This window comes from Veillonella sp., assembly GCF_018381775.1.
Lineage (GTDB): Bacteria > Bacillota > Negativicutes > Veillonellales > Veillonellaceae > Veillonella.
This window is the reverse complement of record NZ_JAGZRH010000001.1, coordinates 225977-243343: the sequence shown is the minus strand read 5'-3', so window position 1 is coordinate 243343 and position 17367 is coordinate 225977. Positions and strand designations below refer to the sequence as shown.

The 17367-nt window shown below is 39.1% G+C and carries 18 protein-coding genes; 2 read left to right on the top strand and 16 right to left on the bottom strand.

From position 1 onward, the window contains the following. Positions 1-8: 8 nt before the first annotated feature. From KH109_RS01140 to KH109_RS01115, 6 genes are all read right to left on the bottom strand, one after another. The gene (locus KH109_RS01140; RefSeq protein WP_105097755.1) at positions 9-458 is read right to left on the bottom strand and encodes a CopY/TcrY family copper transport repressor; all 450 of its coding nucleotides are present in this window, start codon (positions 456-458) and stop codon (positions 9-11) included. 284 nt (positions 459-742) lie between these two features. After that, positions 743-2026 (bottom strand): uracil permease, encoded by a 1284-nt coding sequence (gene uraA / locus KH109_RS01135; protein WP_295214867.1) that lies wholly within the window; start codon positions 2024-2026, stop codon positions 743-745. 110 nt (positions 2027-2136) lie between these two features. Further along, positions 2137-3480 (bottom strand): putative peptidoglycan glycosyltransferase FtsW, encoded by a 1344-nt coding sequence (locus KH109_RS01130; protein ID WP_295214864.1) that lies wholly within the window; start codon positions 3478-3480, stop codon positions 2137-2139. 1 nt (position 3481) lies between these two features. Then, a complete protein-coding gene (gene trmB / locus KH109_RS01125; RefSeq protein WP_024065973.1) occupies positions 3482-4141 on the bottom strand; it encodes a tRNA (guanosine(46)-N7)-methyltransferase TrmB in 660 nt (219 codons plus the stop codon). Between the two features lie 171 nt (positions 4142-4312). Further along, positions 4313-4996: a carboxymuconolactone decarboxylase family protein gene (locus tag KH109_RS01120; RefSeq protein ID WP_285365105.1), complete on the bottom strand. Its 684-nt coding sequence runs from the start codon at positions 4994-4996 to the stop codon at positions 4313-4315. Between the two features lie 277 nt (positions 4997-5273). After that, the gene (locus tag KH109_RS01115) at positions 5274-7031 is read right to left on the bottom strand and encodes a 1-deoxy-D-xylulose-5-phosphate synthase (RefSeq protein ID WP_295214859.1); all 1758 of its coding nucleotides are present in this window, start codon (positions 7029-7031) and stop codon (positions 5274-5276) included. Between the two features lie 211 nt (positions 7032-7242). Between KH109_RS01115 and KH109_RS01110 the strand changes: the two genes are divergently transcribed. Further along, positions 7243-7740, top strand: coding sequence for a MerR family transcriptional regulator (locus tag KH109_RS01110; RefSeq protein WP_295214856.1), 498 nt, complete (start codon positions 7243-7245; stop codon positions 7738-7740). Positions 7741-7835: 95 nt separating this feature from the next. Here the strand turns inward: KH109_RS01110 and KH109_RS01105 are convergent, their stop codons facing one another. Beyond that, on the bottom strand, positions 7836-8084 hold the full coding sequence (locus tag KH109_RS01105; RefSeq protein ID WP_295214853.1) for a DUF3343 domain-containing protein: 249 nt from the start codon (positions 8082-8084) through the stop codon (positions 7836-7838). Positions 8085-8101: 17 nt separating this feature from the next. Continuing rightward, positions 8102-9163 carry a YedE family putative selenium transporter gene (gene yedE / locus KH109_RS01100; RefSeq protein WP_295214851.1) on the bottom strand — a complete coding sequence of 354 codons (1062 nt, stop codon included), beginning with the start codon at positions 9161-9163 and terminating at the stop codon, positions 8102-8104. A 120-nt stretch (positions 9164-9283) separates the two neighbouring features. Between yedE and KH109_RS01095 the strand changes: the two genes are divergently transcribed. Further along, positions 9284-10441 (top strand): aminotransferase class V-fold PLP-dependent enzyme, encoded by a 1158-nt coding sequence (locus KH109_RS01095; protein WP_295214848.1) that lies wholly within the window; start codon positions 9284-9286, stop codon positions 10439-10441. A 48-nt stretch (positions 10442-10489) separates the two neighbouring features. Here the strand turns inward: KH109_RS01095 and KH109_RS01090 are convergent, their stop codons facing one another. The 8 genes from KH109_RS01090 to KH109_RS01055 form a co-directional block, all read right to left on the bottom strand. Then, positions 10490-11320 (bottom strand): radical SAM protein, encoded by an 831-nt coding sequence (locus KH109_RS01090; protein WP_295214845.1) that lies wholly within the window; start codon positions 11318-11320, stop codon positions 10490-10492. Between the two features lie 2 nt (positions 11321-11322). Continuing rightward, positions 11323-12129: a 4Fe-4S binding protein gene (locus tag KH109_RS01085; RefSeq protein WP_295214842.1), complete on the bottom strand. Its 807-nt coding sequence runs from the start codon at positions 12127-12129 to the stop codon at positions 11323-11325. Continuing rightward, the gene (locus KH109_RS01080) at positions 12122-12985 is read right to left on the bottom strand and encodes a substrate-binding domain-containing protein (RefSeq protein WP_295214838.1); all 864 of its coding nucleotides are present in this window, start codon (positions 12983-12985) and stop codon (positions 12122-12124) included. The genes KH109_RS01085 and KH109_RS01080 overlap by 8 nt, the downstream gene beginning before the upstream one ends. Before the next feature lie 417 nt (positions 12986-13402). Beyond that, positions 13403-13633 (bottom strand): 30S ribosomal protein S18, encoded by a 231-nt coding sequence (rpsR, locus tag KH109_RS01075; RefSeq protein WP_004693795.1) that lies wholly within the window; start codon positions 13631-13633, stop codon positions 13403-13405. A gap of 39 nt (positions 13634-13672) precedes the next feature. Then, positions 13673-14071: a single-stranded DNA-binding protein gene (ssb, locus tag KH109_RS01070; RefSeq protein ID WP_004693797.1), complete on the bottom strand. Its 399-nt coding sequence runs from the start codon at positions 14069-14071 to the stop codon at positions 13673-13675. Positions 14072-14090: 19 nt separating this feature from the next. Beyond that, entirely contained in the window at positions 14091-14375 is a 285-nt protein-coding gene (rpsF, locus tag KH109_RS01065; protein ID WP_004693799.1) for a 30S ribosomal protein S6, read from the bottom strand. 142 nt (positions 14376-14517) lie between these two features. Then, complete coding sequence (locus tag KH109_RS01060; protein WP_295214835.1) at positions 14518-15702, bottom strand: multidrug effflux MFS transporter; 1185 nt, start codon at positions 15700-15702, stop codon at positions 14518-14520. A 489-nt stretch (positions 15703-16191) separates the two neighbouring features. Beyond that, positions 16192-17367 (bottom strand): MBL fold metallo-hydrolase, encoded by a 1176-nt coding sequence (locus KH109_RS01055; protein WP_295214832.1) that lies wholly within the window; start codon positions 17365-17367, stop codon positions 16192-16194.

Here is a 17367-nt window from a genome sequence, read left to right as displayed (position 1 = left end):
CCTTATGCTTAATGATGATGTAAGTGACATTCGCATTGTCCTTCTGGACAATTACAATCCACTTCTTCTACTGCGAAAGATTTTTTCATCTCTAATATTTTTTCTAGTCGATCTATATCATCGAAGCTTAAAACATGATTTTCAATGATGCTTCCTATTACATTTCCGACTTTCTTATTGCAAATACGGTTAAAAATATCTTCTACATAATCCCTTACGGCTTCTTTCTCTTCAATATTGGCAGTGTAAATAAAATTTCTACCTTCTTGCTCTGTATTTAGTACGCCTTTTCCAACTAATCGACCTAAGATCGTTTTGATAGTGGATTGTGTCCAGCCCATTTTTTCTTGCAATACGGAAATGACTTTTTTACTAGTTACTCGATCATTTGCCCAAACTACACGCATGACTTCCCATTCAGCATCTGTGATATAAGTATTAAGTTCTATTGTTCTCATTCTCATTTCCTCCTCGTCGTTTACAAATGTAAACAAATTTGTTTAAAACAAGTCTACTATTGTAAACGAATTATGTCAAGTCTTTTTTAATAAATGTAAGCAACGCTTATAGCTTTTTATTTCTCCACTTCTATCCCATAATAATTTTCATAGTTTTTCCTAAACTAAAAACGACTACTTTCACAGATATACATCTGATCTAGTAGTCGTTTATTATAAGGAGTAAAAACAAATTGGGCTTATAAACGCAACGATTTATATGGTAGCCTCACTAGCAACTTGAATTATACTTCTGTTTTTTTCAATTGGTCATTACCAACGCCTGTTTTTTGAAGGATTAATAAGATAATACTCATAGCCATGCCTACTACAGTAGCAAGACCCATGCCTTTCAATACAACAGGACCTACAGCAAGTTCTGCACCGCTAAGACCTACAACAAGGATAACAGATGTTAAGATCATATTAACAGGGTTTGTATAATCTACCTTGCGTTCTACAAGCATGCGCAAACCGGATGCTGCAATGATACCGAACAAGAGAATGGATACACCACCCATAACTGGAACTGGAATAGCATGAATAAGAGCTGCTACTTTACCTACAAAGGAGATAATCATCGCAAGAACTGCAGCACCACCAATTACCCACACGCTGAAGCAACGAGTGATAGCGAGGACACCGATATTTTCACCGTATGTCGTATTTGGTGTAGCACCAAAGAAACCAGAAAGGATATTCGCAAGGCCATCACCTAGCAAGGAACGTTGTAAACCTGGTTCTTTCATCAAGTCTTTTGATACAATGTTGCTCGTTACAACTAAGTGACCTACGTGCTCAGCAAATACTACAAAGAGTGCTGGCATAATCATAATAATGGCATTGATATCAAATACAGGCATGCCATAGAACTGTGGTAAAGAGAACCAAGGAGCAGCCTCTACACCAGAGAAATCAACAACGCCCATGAAGGCAGACAAGATATATCCGGCAACAACGCCAATCAAAACAGGGATTACAGCTAAGAAGCCACGGAACACAACAGTACCAAGCAAGGTAACAACTAAGGAAAACATAGAGATAAAAATAGCTTGGCTGTGGCTCATGCCTAAATCTTGATTGCCAATAAGGCCAGACATACTCATCGCTACTGGCGCCAATTCCAAACCGATAATAGCTACGATAGCCCCCATCGCTGCTGGAGGGAATAACTTATCAATCCAACGAGTACCAATATAACGAACGAGAATAGATAAAATCACAAAGGATAAACCAAATACAACGAAGGCCCCCTTTGCAGCCTCATAACCGAGACCTGCAGATAATACGCCTGCTACAGGAGCAATGAAAGCAAAGCTAGATCCGAGATATGCAGGGATTTTACCTTTACAAACAAATAAATACAGTAATGTACCGATACCATTCATAAATAAAGCTGTTGCCGGATCTACTTTTAACAAATATGGTACCAATACAGTAGAACCAAACATAGCAAATAAATGTTGGAAACTAAGTGGCAACATTCGCCCCCAGGACGGGCGTTCTTGAATATCAATATAATCCTTCATCTTTTCTCCTCACACACAATACAAGTACCTTGCATTTATACAGCACCTCTTAAGAGATGCTATATAAATCCACACTAAATATATTCACCTTATACTCCATAAGTTAAATATCAACGTTCAGACCTAGGTCGTCTACGAGTAGGCTTTTTAGTCTCTCTCGGTCTAAATGGACCAGGCATTTCCGTTTTTTGAGGACTCTTAGGAGCAGCCGGTTTGAATCGGCTTTGCGTTTCCTCACGTAAAGATGGCAAAGCCTCAGCAGTACCAACTTGTTTTACACCTTCTACATTGCGGCGACCAACGCTAGCTAACAAGCCTATAGCCATAAAGTTCATCAACAATGAGGAACCACCATAACTAATAAATGGCAAAGGTACACCTGTTACAGGCATAATGCCACAAACCATGGCAATGTTGAATAGCGCTTGTCCACTGATGAGCAAGGTTATCCCCATCGCTAACCATTTGCCAAATTCATCGCGAGAGCGATTAGCAATGCGGAATCCAAAGTATGTAAAGGCAGCCACTAAAAGAACTACAAAGACAGCTCCAACAAAGCCCATTTCTTGAGCCCACACGGCAAATGCAAAGTCTGTATGTGCTTCTGGCAAGTAAAAGTACTTAGATGTACCTTGCATAAAACCTTCTCCAAGGAATCCACCCGAGCCTACAGCTAAAAGGCCTTGTACAGTTTGATAACCCATATCTTGGGCATGAGGCCATGGATCGAACCAAGATTGAATCCGTTCCCAGCGATACGGCGACATACGAGCAGCAATGAAGCCTATCACGCCAGCTACAGCAAAGGCGCCACCAAAGAATCGACCATCAAAACCAGCTAAATAAATGAGTATAAAAGAAAATCCAAAGATTAGGACGGTAGTACCCATATCTGGTTGCAAGATTGTTAAGACCGCAAAGATGATAGGCCAAACTAACATTGGCAACATATAGCCCACCCGTTCACTCACATAACCTTGTAAGTTCGTAAGTGGATTATTATATCTCGATTTTCCCCATTTTCTCATAGTACTCAATTTAGCGGATGTCCATATTATGGCAGCTAACTTAGCAAATTCCGACGGCTGTATCGATACAGGACCGATAACGATCCACCGACGCGCACCATTAATAACAGAGCCAACCACAAGGACTAATACCATCCCTATTAGGGTTGCAATCATTATGCGTTGCAACATATGTGGCTTTTGTAGTTGTCTATAATCATACCGATACAAAACAACACCTATTGCCATTGAAAGAAATAGGAAACCTATATGTTTTGAAAAGTACCCTAGAAGTCCTGTATTTTCGTAAATAGAGCTAATATAGGTGGCACTGAAGATATTCACACTACCTATAATCGTGATAAGCAATATAGGTAAGAGCATACCTTGTAAATCATTTTTAAAGAGTGAGCCCCACCGACTATCCCCCTTATTCGGTGTTTCCATGTTAAGCCTCCTTTTGTACTTTTGGCTTAATTGCTTCTAAGCGGAAAATAGGTTGCCCTTTAGCACTAAACTTTTCTTCATACTCAGTTTTTACATTTGGAAGATCTGTACTATGTAAATCATAGGTTACATTTTTAAGTTCCCATCCGCATTCTTTGAATTCTTCAAGAGAGAACATAAATAAACCTTCATTATCAGTTTTAAAATGAACCTCACCACCGTCTTTTAAAAGACGAGCATAACGATCAAGGAATGTATGATATGTGAGGCGACGCTTAGCATGTTTTGCCTTAGGCCATGGATCACAGAAGTTGATATAGAAGCGATCTACTTCACCGGGCGCAACAATCTCTTCAATACCAGCGATATCAAAGAGAGATACCTTAGCATTATCTCGTTCTGCTTCAAAGATTTTTTGTGCTGCGTAATAAATTACCCCAATTTGTACTTCAAATCCTACGAAGTTAGCATCTGGATACGCTTCGGACATGCCCGCAATAAAGCGTCCCTTACCTGTACCAAGCTCCATATATAATGGACGTTCAGGATGTACAAACAACTCACGCCATTTTCCCTTATACTGCTCTTGACCAGATAAAATAATATGAGAATCATATTCGTGGATAGCTTCATCAATCCACGGTTTTCTACGAAGGCGCATACTTTCTCCTTACATCTATATTAATTATTAATTATATCTATTATTACAGGTCATATACCTATCTTATTAATTATAGAAAAGGGGGCGTTAAACGTCAATTATATTTCCCTTTTCTACATATGATTTGGCACATAAAAAGACCTACCTCCGAAGAAGTAGGTCTAGATGATATTAGAAAATCAAAGTTTCAAGATTTTCAATTTGATATTTGCTGAGGCCAAGCTCAGATAAACTCTTTTCAGATGCAGCGAATAGATTATTTTTACCTACACGCGTACCTAAAGCTGCGGCAGCGACCAATTCACGGTCCAATTTACCTAAACGAGAACGATTACGGTTCTGCGGTTTCGGTTTTTTCATACGGAATGTATTATATTGAACCCCTTCCTTAGCTTCCTCAGTCTTCTGCTTTGTTAAAGCAGCCCCATTAGTGCCATTCCCCAATAAAGCACTAAGACCTGTTTGCTTAGGAACCATTTTTTCGTAATCAGCACCAAACTCAGGGCGCTCTTCACGCAATTGATCGAATGTAGCTAAAGCTGCATTCATTTGCTTCAAGCCTGCAGCAGAGTAAAGTTGACGAATCGCAATACTCACTTCTTGTGGCGTCAACGTACCTCGCTCAATAGCAGAGGCGATTGTACTTTTCAATGCACCTTGATCACCAGACGCTGTATAGCGACCGATATCAACCAAATCCTTTTGGCGGGCGTTGAGTTCTTTAGGCGTATATATGTTTATCTCAGATATAGACGGTGCCTGCTTAGAAGGCTGTTCTCCCGCCCCATTAGCCTCAGACATATAGCCACCGGCGACGATGGCCACGGCTAATGTTAAGGTTAATACTTTTTTCAACGTCTTACAATCTCCCTTTTCATTAATACTTACTTATATAGTACTGTGATATTTTCGTACAATAACAACAAACTTATTCTACTGTAATACATACTGTAGATAATATTATATAATACTTCATCTAATTTTTATAGTCCTATTCGAAAAAAATCTATAATCTTTTAACATTTTTTATATTTTTATAAAATATAACATTAAAATAATGCAGTAGAAATCGGAAATTCACTAGATTTCTACTGCATTTATAGAGAGAGTTATTTATTTAACATTTATCAAACTAAACGGATAAAATTTGTTTGGCATCAGCCACAATTTGTTCTAAAGAAACGCCATTTTCTCTTAACAATTCAGTTGCATCATAACGATCGTGGAACTCTTTAGCAATACCATAGTTTTTAACACGCATATCAGATGGGCCATAGAAGCTAGCTACACGTTGGCCCCAACCGCCTTCAACTACACCATCTTCTAACGTAAATACAACAGAATGATTTGCTTTCAACTCTTCTAGTAGTTCTTCGTCTAGGCCAGAAGCAAATTTAGGATTTACTACGGTTGCACTGATGCCTTCCTTCAACAATTCATCTGCTACTTCATTAGCTAAGTGGTAGAAATTACCCAAACCGAGTAATGCAATATCTTTTCCTGCACGTGTCACTTCGGATTTATTTAACACGCTATAGTCAGTTGTATCTTGTACACCAGTAGAAATAAATTCTCCTACAGGAACACGAATTGCTACCGGATGCTCATGTTGATGCACGGCATACTCAGTCATAGCCAACAACTCTTCATTATTGGTAGGTGCTAAGTATACTAAATTAGGAATGCTTGTAAGCATAGGTATATCAAAGAATCCCAAATGAGTGACATCGTTCATGCCATATACAGAGGCCTGGTGATTCATAATAACGGCACTATTATTATTGACGCAAAGATCTTGCACTAATTGGTCATAGGTACGTTGTAAAAATGTACTATACACATTAAATACTGGTTTACCACCATTTTTAGCAATGCCAGAACTCATAGCGATGGCGTGTTCTTCTGCAATACCTACATCAATATATTGTTTGCCAGCCTCTTTGCGCCATTTGGAATTGAATCCAAGTCCACCTGGTGTACCTGCAATAATAGCTACTACTGTTGGATCTACTTTGATTTGCTCCATCAAGTAGTTCGCAATCGTACCAACATACGTTGGACCATTATCTTTCGCTTTTAGCTTACCTGTTTCTAAGTCAAATGGCATTGTCCAGTGGAACTTTTCTTTATTTTCTTCTGCAATGGCATAGCCTTTACCTTTTTGTGTTACGATGTGCAACACAATAGGATGGTTAATATCTTTTACATCTTTAAACACATCAATTAATGTTTCTAAATCATTACCGTTTGCAACAAAACGATAGTCTAAACCAAGAGCTGTGAAAATATTGGTGGAACTTTCACCATTAGTTTCACGTAATTCTCGAAGACCACGGTATAAACCACCATGATTTTCTGCAATGGATTGGTCATTATCGTTAACGATGATAATCATATTACTATCTAACGTAGCTGCATAATCGAGACCTTCAAAGGCTTCCCCACCAGATAAGGAGCCATCACCAATAATAGCAATAATATTTTCTGAGTCCCCTTTTAAATCACGTGCCGTCGCTAAGCCAGATGCCAATGAGATAGATGTGGAGGTATGACCAATGTTGAAGAAATCATGTTCACTTTCAGTTGGATCAGTATAGCCTGTCACATCGTCATAATGATTATGGTCTAAAAATGCCAATGCACGACCTGTAACCATTTTATGTACATAAGACTGATGAGATACATCATAGACAATTTTATCTACAGGAGAGTTAAATACATAGTGCAAGGCCATAATCATTTCCGCTGCACCCATAGGAGGGCCAACATGACCGCCGTGTTCAGATACCTTTGTCATGAGGGCATGACGAGCTTGTGCCGTTAGATCTGTTAATTCAGCAAGGGATAAGCCTTTTAAATCGGCTGGAGATTTTATATCAATTAAATTCATAAGTTTCCTTCCTATTTGTTTTGTGTTACTAACCGTGCTATACTGTATATCCAGCATGTAACAAATATAGAACTTAAAGTTAGGTTTAAGTCAAGCGAAAACGTAAAATTTAAAGCTAACCTTTAATCATATACATAAATTATATACTAAATATATTACTCCTAAAACTAAATCCATTAACAAATTTAATATGAATCCAAAAGGAGGTCCTATGACATATACTGTTGGCGAAATCGCAAAAAAATTAAATGTGGCACCTTCTACTTTACGCTATTACGACAAAGAAGGCCTATTACCATTTGTCGAACGTTCTAGCGGAGGCATCCGTGTCTTCCATGACGAAGATATGGATTGGTTAGAATTGATTGAATGCATGAAGCACACAGGCATGCCCATTAAAGAAATAAAGCATTTTATCGACTATTGCGTCGAAGGTGATAGTCGCATTAATGAAAGATTATCTATTATTAGAAATCAACGAGATCGCGTATTACTAGAAATCGAACATCTACAAGCACGCTTATCCATGCTAGAATTTAAAACATGGTTTTACGAGCAAGCTAAGGCAAAAGGAACTACCGGATTTTATGAAAGCTTAACCCCTGATGACGTTCCTGTAGAGTATCATAAATACTTTGAACGCAAATGGCGAGCTGATAAAGAAGCCGCAGAAAATGGTGAACCACCTAAAAAATATAGAGCTGTATAAACCAAAAGGAGCTATCTCAACGGATAGCTCCTCTTTTACATGACATAATAATTGGAGAACTGTTTACATTAACAGCTCTAAATAGACTTTTGGCCTTATTTATTGGGGCTTTCAAATATAATTCTATACCCCTCATTAGTGAGCGCGACGATTTGTTCAATTTCGTCTGTTGGATCTTCTGCAAAAGTAAAGCTTTCACCAGCATCAAAGGATGCACTCGTTCCACAAGAGGAACTCAAATCGCGCGGTACCGGACGGAGTTCTATATTTGTGACCCCTTCAGGGGCTTCACGCTTGAAGCGTATCGCTCCAAAGTGAGAGTAAAATGTTGCAATATATTTCATAATCACTCATTTCTAGTCTACGCATTTGCTCGCTTTGTATTAAGGATAGCAATGATAAGAGCCACTACAAAACCAACACCTACTGCGATTTGACCATTTAATGTAGGGCCTGCACCGGAAGCAGCTAAACCAAAATTATGAGCGAATGCCGCACCAGCCGCAAGACCAAGTACTGTAACAGCAGAATCAGAATTACCTTCACCAGTCATAATCAATTGACGTAATGGGCAACCACCAAGCAATACGCTACAGAAACCTGCAAGCGCCATACCTAGGAAGTTCCACAATCCATCTGTATGTGCAATCGGTTGGTTTTCAAAGCCTAAATGGAAGTTACCAAAGCTAATATTTACAACGAATACACCAATGAGAACTGCTATATAGCCAAAGATAAGAATAGATTTTTTAAATAAGAATAAATCTCTAAAGCCCCCAACGGTGCAAAGACGGCTAAACTGAGCTAAGCCGCCTACTACGAGGCCTGCCGCCAATGAAATCAACCAAGGTGCATGCATGGCCCCAGGGCCTTTTTGGCTAAAGAAAATAAATGCGGGAGCCGCTACTACTAGTACTAATAACCCAACCTGAATAGCCGGCATCATAGCGGACTCTAACTTGCTCAATGCATAATTTCGTTGTAAAGAATAGCCTTTTTTCAAGAAAATTGTACCGAATCCAATACCACCTGCAAAACCAGCAATACCGAATAAGGCATTTAAGTCACCGCCGCCAAGTCGCAAAATCATACGAATTGGACAACCAAGGAACATCAACGCACCAATCATAACAAAGAATCCAAGAATAAAACGAATAATTGGAGATGAACCACCTTTACTTTGGTGCTCGCCACGAATCATGGACAATACATAAGCGCCTAATATAAGACCGATAACTTCTGGACGAATGTACTGTACAGGTGCAGCACGATGCAAACCAAGAGCACCTACGGTGTCGCGAATAAAGCAAGCAATACAGAATCCCATATTACCTGGATTGCCAGCTAATACGAGGAAGCCCGCGATAGCGCCAATAATAAGGCCTGCGATAATTAAATTCCGTTTTTCATGAGACCCACTCATAGTAAACTCCTTTCAAACTACAAACACAAAAACTCTATGAGTACATGCTCCTATCCTATACCACATGCTACTCATGATATAATAGCCATAAATATACATTGTTATTTACGGAGATTATCTATGGACTATATCTATTTAGACAATGCGAGCACTTCATTTCCTAAAGCACCAAGAGTCGCCACCGCTATGTCCGACTATATAACGAACCGGGGTATCAATATCAATCGTGGCTCCTATGCTCTCGCCTACGATGTAGAGGATATTATCTATACAACAAGACAACGACTAAAAACCTTATTCAACGGCCATGATCCATCGCACGTCATCTTTACACAGAATGTGACTATGAGCTTAAATATGGTCATCAAGGGCCTATTGAGAGCAGGTGATCATGTGCTCGTTAGCTCAATGGAGCACAACGCAGTTATGAGACCGCTCACACAACAACTAGATAACGGCATTACCTTTGATACTATTCCATGCGACTCTACAGGATCCATCAAAATAGACTCTATTGAGCCATTGATTCGTCCTAACACAGTAGCTCTAATTATCAATCACGGGTCCAATGTATGTGGAACCATTCAACCGATCGAATCAATTGGCTCAATCTGCAAGGCTTATAATCTACAATTTATTGTAGATGCAGCCCAAACGGCAGGTGTTATTCCTATTGATGTGAAAGCTTGTCATATTGATGCACTTTGCTTTACGGGTCATAAAGGATTATTGGGACCTCAAGGCATTGGTGGCATTATTTTAACTAAAGAAATGGCTCAGACCTTACCCCCTCTTATCGCTGGTGGTACAGGTAGCTTCTCACATTTAGAAATGATGCCTACCCATATGCCCGACGCCTTTGAAGCAGGTACGTTAAATCTACCTGGAATCATCGGGCTCAATGAAGGCCTCTCCTATATTGAGTCACAAGGAATGGAGAACATTCACAACCACGAGCTAGCGTTAACACAAGCCTTCCTAGAAGGATTACAATCAATAGATGTTGTTAACATCATTGGTAAACAAACTCTTCAAGATAGAACTGCCATTGTATCCATCACAATCGATAGTATGGACCCAGCAAGTATTGCTTACGAACTAGAATCGAATTATCACATCATGACACGTGTTGGTCTCCACTGTGCCCCACGAGCACACCAAACACTAGGAACCTATCCAGAAGGAACAGTACGCTTCTCCTTTGGCTATGCTAACACACATGAAGATGTGGAATCCGCATTATCTGCTCTACAGAGAACCCTTAAAAATACTAAATAATATATAATCGTTAAGGCTATATACTTCGGTATATAGCCTTTTATACTTCTACGCTTCACATAAACGACCGATAGCATCAGCTCTACAGCGTTTGCAGTGTGTCATTTGCGGCACATAGTGACCAATAAATTGACGCATATTATCGATTTCTTCTGAAGTCGGGCCTCGGTGATTTTCAAAGACCGTATCATGAACTGGAATCATGGCAATACAGTTCATCAAATCGACACCCCAAGCTTCTGCTTGTTTAGCGATTGCTGGCACATGGTCCATATTTACATCAGGCACTACTACAGTATTAATCTTAACAATGATATTCTTTTCCTTTAGTTTCCGGATACTTTCAGCCTGACGCTCTAGTAAAATACGGGCCCCATCGATTCCTTTGTAGATATTACCCTCATAGCGAACCATGGAGTATACATTTTTTGCAATCTCTGGATCAATAGCATTAGTTGTAATCGTTACATGAGTAATTCCTAAGTCAGCGATTTCATCAACATAATCAGGTACTGCTAAACCATTACTAGATAAACAAAGCATGACATGAGGAAAATCATTTTTCACGAGGCGGAAGGTTTCAAGCGTCTTGTCTGCGTCACACATAGGGTCCCCAGGGCCTGCAATACCCACTACAGAGATATCATGACGAGCATCAAACACCTTGCGCACAAAGGCAGCTGCCTCTTGTGGCGTATAGACATGCTGCGTCACGCCTGGTCTATTTTCATTCGCACAGTCGTACTTACGATTACAATAATTACATTGAATATTACAATTCGGCGCTACTGGTAAATGTAAACGACCCCAATTAGCCGAAGCGGCCTTGTTGTAACAAGGATGATTTTGTAGGAAACTTTGTCCTTGAATTTCTTTCATAATTAACCTTTCCGACCAAATCTAATAGCATCTTTATGGCAAACATGTAAGCAATCACCACAGTTGGTACAATTCATTTCATTTGGTCGTGTTCCCATCTCACATACGCGCAAGCACGCATCACAGTTATCACAATCATTCGTTTTAAAAATTCTAAAAATAGAAATTTTGCGAAGCAACTCCATAACGCCCCCAAAAGGACATACAAAGCGGCACCAAGCATTGGCGATAATAAGAGAACCAGCAATAATAGAAACGACCGTTATAGTACGAGCCGCCCAATACCATTCGGAGAACTGCATAGACAAAATGACAGCATTAAAATATTCATCGCTCGTCCGAATTGGGATCATAATGCGGGGGTTCCCAAATTTAAAATATACTACGAGTCCTAAAATTATAGTTGCTACCATGCCGAGTTGAAGGAAACGCATATAGTTTTTACGATTTCTTAATGGCCCCATAGATATTTTTCCTAGCATTTGGTTAACCCAACCACTTGGACAGAACCAGCTACAGAACGCACGACCAAAGAATACGACCATAATCGGCAAGATAATCCACCACGCATAAAAGTACGTCGTGATGCGACCCCAGCAAGAAATGATAGAGCAACTTTCACAATTCACAAAGGGAACAATGTAAGGACAACGGAATACACCATAGTACACCCATTTCCCCATAATAAAGAGGAAAATAAACTGCACGATCCGACGCCAAAGTGTTAAATTTTTAGGGGCTTGTTTTCCAGATACACCAGAACTAACTTGAGTTCCACAAGTTGTAGATGACGGACATTGACTACACATCTTTTACACCAAACCTTTCTATCAAATCGAGACCTCTCGCACTATGAATGGATGTGAATCCATGATTTTCTAAGATTTGTTGTCCTTCTTGGGACCGTGTAAATTCGATATAATCGGCAGCCAACGCACGATCTTGTACATATTTCATTGTATTAATAGTGAAAGTGAGCGGTGCAGGTGGCACAAATTGTGCAGGTATGGAGAAGTACTCTATACGATCCTTAAACCGATCATGTGTAGTAAGGCGTTTTTCAATGATGGATACATCGGCTTTACCTTCTACTAGTTCACACATCATGGAAATGACACAAGCATTTTCAGCCATTAAGTTTTTCATGATACCATCGGTCAAACCAGATAATTTCATGATACCCTTTACAGATGCACTACCTGGTGGAGATGCGCCTAGCGGCAACATAACGCGTACACCAGGCTCGGCCATATCCTTCAAGTCCCGAATCCCTGCTGGATTCCCCTTAGGTGTAACGATAACGTAATCTGTAAAACATAATGGCTCAAAAGCAATACTTACGCCTTTTTTGCGCATATTCTTCGCTAGATCTAAACCGCGAGCCCCAAAGACTTCTGTGCGACTCTTCTCAGCCAACAAGGATTTACCAATAGCCCCTGCAAAGGCACCAGTATACTGAATATTGTGCCCCGTGTGCATCGTATACACTTGGTTTAAATCAAGGAACGCTTCCGACAAACCGCCACAAGTCCACACTTGTAATGAGTCAGACTGTGTTGGCTTGTAAGCGCCTCGTATAAACGACGGCACCGCTGATGCGGCTGCTAAAGCTAAAGCACCACCAATAAACTGGCGACGGGATATATCCTTTTTCAAAAATCCCATGTACTTACCACCTTTCACTGAACTTTACAGTACTAAGCATATACTCACATTATAGTATAAAAATCATAAGTTTCACTGATGATATGCATAAGTTTGCTTAATTTGTTTATATCGATTAGTCATGTAAGTACTATTTTAAAAGGTATTATTATAAAATTTTAAGATATATTCCTATATCTATTTTGTTGAATATTTATTCTATGCGATTAATATGCTATTTTGTTAGGTTTAGTAAATCTAAAACTCCCTCTATGAATTCAGTGCATAGTAAATAAGAATAATCAGCTCTATAGACTATATTTAGACGCTTTACAGCACTCATCACTCTTTAAGGTTTAAATTTGCTATAAGACAATATGGCCAAAAGAACGCAAAAAGGCGGTACAACCAAATGGTTGTACCGCCTTGATTCATCAATTATTCAGCAGTGAATGGCAATAAAGCGATTGCACGTGCACGTTTGATAGATGTAGTCAATTTGCGTTGATGTTTTGCGCAAGTACCGGAAATACGACGAGGTAAGATTTTGCCGCGTTCAGTCGTGAAACGACGAAGTTTAGCAACATCTTTATAGTCGATTTGATCGATATGGTCTGCACAGAAAACGCATACTTTTCTTCTTGGCTTTCTGCCTCTATCTCTTCTCATTGCGAATCCTCCTTTTCGAATTAGTAGGAGTCCCTGACACTAGAACGGGATGTTTTCGTCATCGCCGCCTGTACTGAAACTATCAAAATTGGACCCACCTTCGAAAGAATTAGTATTCATATCAAGGGATTGGCCCACAAAGTTCGCTACTACTTCAGTAACGTACCGTTTTTGACCGTCCTGAGTCTCGTAAGAACGAGTTTGCAAACGACCTTCTACAAAGCAACGACTGCCTTTACGAAGATTGCCTGCCGCTTCACCAAGTTTACCCCATGCAACGCAGTTGATGAAAGCAGTTTGTTCTTTCGTCTCATTTGTTGTGGAATCAATATAGGTGTTAGTTGCAGCCACTGTGAAAGTTGCTACAGCACGACCTGTCTTAGTGTAACGTACTTCAGGATCACGAGCTAAATTACCTAGAATTTGTACAGAGTTCATGTTTTCCTCCAGGCTTTAATTATGCTTCGTGTTTAACAATTAGATGTCTTAGGACTTCATCGTTGATTTTCAATACACGATCGATTTCTTTGATTTCAGCAGGTGCTGCTTCAAAGTTGATCAATACATAGAAACCGTCAGTGAATTTCTTCACAGCGTAAGCAAGACGACGCTTGCCCCAACGATCTACCTTTTCTACTGTGCCGCCTACACGAGCAATTAAAGCTTCTACTTTTTCAATAACAGCGTTAGTTGCTTCCTCTTCAGCTGGTTTCACAATAAACATGACTTCGTATTTGTTCATACAAAATCACCTCCTCTTTCGGACTAATGCCCCTATCGACACATAGGGGTAGGAAGTGCTTACCATCAATAAGCCTTACTATTATAACCTAAAAAAAGAATGAAAGCAAGAGCTCAAATTTAAGCCCTTGCTTTCACCAATATTATATACGATTATATTTTTCATCTTCAGGAAAAGCGATAATAGCACAAATAATTACAAATATTGCAATTACACCCATCATAGGATCTGCCGTATCATTTGGCAAGAAGGTAAGCATCAACGACGATACAATGCCACTACCATATTGCATGGCACCTAGTAGTGCCGCCCCAGAGCCAGCCATTCTACCAGCTCTATCTAATGCTAAGGCATTTGTTACAGCCGCAATAATACCATTCATGGAAAAGAATAAAAAACAACCAATAACAATTAACCACAGTGAATGGTATCCCACAATCATTAAGCCCATTACAACAGATACACAAATGGCAGCAAATAATGTGGCATATCGCAACAACCTATCGAGTCGTATAGCGCTTACAATACGACGATTAATAGCACTTAGTAACATTACGCCAATAATATTGATAGAAAAGAGATAGCCAAAGTATTCCTTTGGAACTCCATAAACATCAATATATACATAAGGAGAACCCGTTAGGAACGCATAGATAGCAATATAAAAAGAGCTAACACATAGCGTATATTTCATAAAGCCTTTATTACGTAATAAAATCCAATAATTATTATAAGTATGACCTATCGACTTTTTACTACGCTTCTCTAATGGATGTGTTTCTGGAATGACTAATACGGCAATGAGCATCAGAATACCGATGGCAACCAATAACCAGAATATGGCATGCCATGTATACCATACAAGTAAATGCCCTGCCAACATCGGCCCTGCTATAGGTGCTATGGCCATAACAATAGCTAAGGTAGATAGCATTTTAGCAGCTTCAGTCCGACCATATAAGTCGCGAATCATAGCCCGTGATAACATAGGCCCTACGCAAGCACCAAACGCTTGAAACACACGCCATGCCAATAATTCCATCATAGATGAACTCAATGCACAGCCCACAGAACCAATGATAAATAAAAGTACTCCCATAATCAGCGGCTTCTTACGTCCAATTTTATCGCTAACGGCACCCCAGAAAAGTTGGGCTAGCGCAAAACCTATTAGGAAACCAGTCAACGTTAGCTCCGCATCACCATTAAGATCTCGCCCCATCTCAGGCATGGCAGGTAAATAAATATCCGTCGACAATGACGTAAACGCCATCAATGCACTTAATATAGAAGTAAAAAGCCATCCTTTATTGCTAATCGTCAGCATACAGTCACCACTTCCATATTTAACTATATGAGCTTTCATATAAACCGAACTATACTAAATATATATTCATTATATCAAAAATATACATAAGGATATATAAACTTCTAATATAATTTCAACAAAAAAGCGTAGTAAAATACTACGCAAAAATTGGTCTATAGCCAAATGTCAATTCTATTTTTCCTTAAATTACATTGCTATACTAATACTAAGAGTCATCACGTGAGTTAGGCCCATCACCGAAAGGTGGTGATACTATGAGCAAATTCGAAAAGTACTACTTGATTCTTTTTGTAATTTCCATAGCAATATCACTCTTTGCACTATTCAAATAATGTAAAGACAAAAGCCTAACGCAACAGAGTATTCAAAATACTCGCACGCTAGGCAATTCGTAAAAAGTATTTATAAGATGAGCCTAACGCTACCACACGTTGATGGCTCGCCTTTTTATTTATTATACAACACAAACAGAATTTCTTAAAGAAATTATATGATAAATGGTTCATTGTCATTAACAACATACACATTTCTATGAGGTACTAATTCCTCTAATCTCTCAGGATTATCAGTATGAACCGGAATAATAGCATCCGGGTTAACTAGTTCTATAAACTTAATCAAATCATCCTTAGTCACATGACCACTGGCATGACATATATAGGTTGGGTAGGTTTCTAACAAAGCTTTCAATGCTAGGTTTTCTTCAATATATCCGGTCCACATGGAATATATGATACGCACATCATCTTTAGGAAACTCTTTAATTTGAGAAACAAAATTTTCTGTTCCCCTTACTAAGAAAACAAACCCATGATCCATATAGTATTTAGGATACCGCCCTTTATTAAGAACTAGTGGGCTATCATGTCTACGATACAAAGAGCTTTCATAATATACATTATTAATCACAGTATCTAATATTCTTTTCTGATAAGCATCACAAATTAAAACTTTATCAGTTGGCATATTCTGCCAAATCCCCATAATACGGTCAATATTCGTAGATGAACACATAACAAAAACATATTTTCCATCTTGAATATATGAAGAAATATCCTCTAATGCTGCTACTTCAGATATACAATCATCAACATCTCTAGATAATAAAGTACCCTCTGTAATTAATACATCAATCTCACCTATATATGTATTAACTAATTTATGTAATACGTGATGGCGCAACCCATGCATCCGGAAATCACCTGTATATAAGAGGCGTTTACCTTCTGCTTCAATGACAAACATATAACTATCCGCAGCACTATGGTCGATAACAAGAGGTCTAACGCGTATATCACCAATAGAAAAGGATTCCCCTCCGCGAAATGTATTTGCACCTAACAAACGTAAGTATAAATCTTTATCTTGATGTTCAGTAGCTATCATAGCCACTTCTTTGCTTAACGCCCCCATATATAACGGTATCTCTGGTAGTGCAGCGCTCAGCTGTCCTAAGTGATCCATATGATAATGTGAAATCACAATACCGTCACAATTAGGTACACCTGCCGTAACACCTTCTATATCAAGATTTTTAGGTATATACTTTTCATCTAGACTTAATTCGTTACCAAAATCCAACATAATACGAGTGGATTTTGTACTGATTTCTATGGCACTACCACCAATTTGATGAGTACCACGATGGATAATTATATTCAT

Coding starts and splice junctions, on each gene's coding strand:
- KH109_RS01115 (WP_295214859.1), bottom strand. CDS start 7,031: ATGAATTTAATTGATATAAAATCTCCAGCCGATTTAAAAGGCTTATCC.
- rpsF (WP_004693799.1), bottom strand. CDS start 14,375: ATGAACAAATACGAAGTCATGTTTATTGTGAAACCAGCTGAAGAGGAA.
- KH109_RS01060 (WP_295214835.1), bottom strand. CDS start 15,702: ATGCTGACGATTAGCAATAAAGGATGGCTTTTTACTTCTATATTAAGT.
- KH109_RS01080 (WP_295214838.1), bottom strand. CDS start 12,985: ATGGGATTTTTGAAAAAGGATATATCCCGTCGCCAGTTTATTGGTGGT.
- KH109_RS01140 (WP_105097755.1), bottom strand. CDS start 458: ATGAGAACAATAGAACTTAATACTTATATCACAGATGCTGAATGGGAA.
- KH109_RS01055 (WP_295214832.1), bottom strand. CDS start 17,367: ATGAATATAATTATCCATCGTGGTACTCATCAAATTGGTGGTAGTGCC.
- KH109_RS01095 (WP_295214848.1), top strand. CDS start 9,284: ATGGACTATATCTATTTAGACAATGCGAGCACTTCATTTCCTAAAGCA.
- KH109_RS01110 (WP_295214856.1), top strand. CDS start 7,243: ATGACATATACTGTTGGCGAAATCGCAAAAAAATTAAATGTGGCACCT.
- KH109_RS01105 (WP_295214853.1), bottom strand. CDS start 8,084: ATGAAATATATTGCAACATTTTACTCTCACTTTGGAGCGATACGCTTC.
- KH109_RS01090 (WP_295214845.1), bottom strand. CDS start 11,320: ATGAAAGAAATTCAAGGACAAAGTTTCCTACAAAATCATCCTTGTTAC.
- yedE (WP_295214851.1), bottom strand. CDS start 9,163: ATGAGTGGGTCTCATGAAAAACGGAATTTAATTATCGCAGGCCTTATT.
- KH109_RS01085 (WP_295214842.1), bottom strand. CDS start 12,129: ATGTGTAGTCAATGTCCGTCATCTACAACTTGTGGAACTCAAGTTAGT.
- rpsR (WP_004693795.1), bottom strand. CDS start 13,633: ATGAGAAGAGATAGAGGCAGAAAGCCAAGAAGAAAAGTATGCGTTTTC.
- uraA (WP_295214867.1), bottom strand. CDS start 2,026: ATGAAGGATTATATTGATATTCAAGAACGCCCGTCCTGGGGGCGAATG.
- trmB (WP_024065973.1), bottom strand. CDS start 4,141: ATGCGCCTTCGTAGAAAACCGTGGATTGATGAAGCTATCCACGAATAT.
- KH109_RS01130 (WP_295214864.1), bottom strand. CDS start 3,480: ATGGAAACACCGAATAAGGGGGATAGTCGGTGGGGCTCACTCTTTAAA.
- ssb (WP_004693797.1), bottom strand. CDS start 14,071: ATGAACTCTGTACAAATTCTAGGTAATTTAGCTCGTGATCCTGAAGTA.